The organism is Kitasatospora sp. LaBMicrA B282 (genome assembly GCF_050325825.1).
Classification (GTDB): Bacteria; Actinomycetota; Actinomycetes; order Streptomycetales; family Streptomycetaceae; genus Kitasatospora.
Window position 1 is genome coordinate 1 of sequence record NZ_JBNQTI010000372.1, and the last position, 1,050, is coordinate 1,050.

Consider the following 1,050-nt stretch of genomic DNA (forward strand, 5'->3'; position numbering starts at 1 on the left):
TGGGCGGTGCGGGGGCTGCGCCGGGTCCTGGCGCTCTGCGCCGCGCTGCGCGAGCTGCGGGCGGAGGCCGGGCGGCTGCCCGGCGGACGGGCCAGGCCGGGGCACGGCGACCGCCCCCGGGCCGGCGAACTGCTGCTGCGGCACTGCGTGATCAGGCGGGGCCCACCGCGCGGCCCGGTTCCGCGACTGTCCTGATCACGCGCCGCCACCCGACCGGGCGGTGTGCCGCGTGCCCCTGCCCGAGTACGGAGAGATCCACCATCATGCGTACCGTTTCGCACTCCCGCACCCGTTCCCGCCGCGCCGCCGCGGTCGCCGCACTCGCCGGTGCCGCCGTGCTGCTGATCGCCGGCCCGGCCTCCGCCCACGTCACCGTCCAGCCCGGGACCGTGTCCAAGGACGCCACCGACCAGACCTTCGCCTTCCGGGTGCCCAACGAGGACGACACCGCCAGCACCACCCAGGTCGAGGTCGACTTCCCGACCGACCACCCGATCCCGTCGGCCCTGGTCGCCCCGGTGCCCGGGTGGACCGACAAGATCACCACGACCAAGCTGACCACCCCGATCCACACCGACGACGGCGACATCACCGAGGTGGTCTCGCAGATCGTCTGGACCGGCGGCCAGATCACCCCCGGCCACTACCAGGACTTCACGGTCGACTTCGGCGCCCTGCCGGACGGCACCGACCAGGTCGTCTTCAAGGCGCTGCAGACCTACAGCAACGGCAACGTGGTCCGCTGGATCGACGTGCAGAAGCCCGGCCAGCCCGAGCCGGAGCACCCGGCGCCGGTGCTCAAGCTGACCGACGCCGCGCCGGCCGGCGCGCCCTCCGGCACGCCCAGCGCCCCGGCGGCGAGCACCAGCACGGCCGCGTCGAAGAGCGACAGCGACTCCACCGCCCGCGGGCTCGGCATCGCCGGCATCGTGATCGGCGTGCTCGGCACGGCGGCCGGCGTGCTGCTGGGCCGGCGCGGCAAGGGCGGCCCGACCGCGGGCTGACCCGGGCTGCGCCGCGGTGGGGTGGCTCCGGCGGTGCGCCGGGGCC

At 75.9% G+C, this 1,050-nt stretch carries 1 protein-coding gene and 1 pseudogene; both read left to right on the forward strand.

The window, feature by feature from the left end:
• Positions 1-195 (forward strand): annotated as a pseudogene (locus tag ACQRUO_RS39505) (hypothetical protein); the annotation flags it as partial.
• A gap of 68 nt (positions 196-263) precedes the next feature.
• Entirely contained in the window at positions 264-1,004 is a 741-nt protein-coding gene (locus tag ACQRUO_RS39510) for a YcnI family protein (protein ID WP_428321013.1), read from the forward strand.
• Positions 1,005-1,050: the final 46 nt, after the last annotated feature.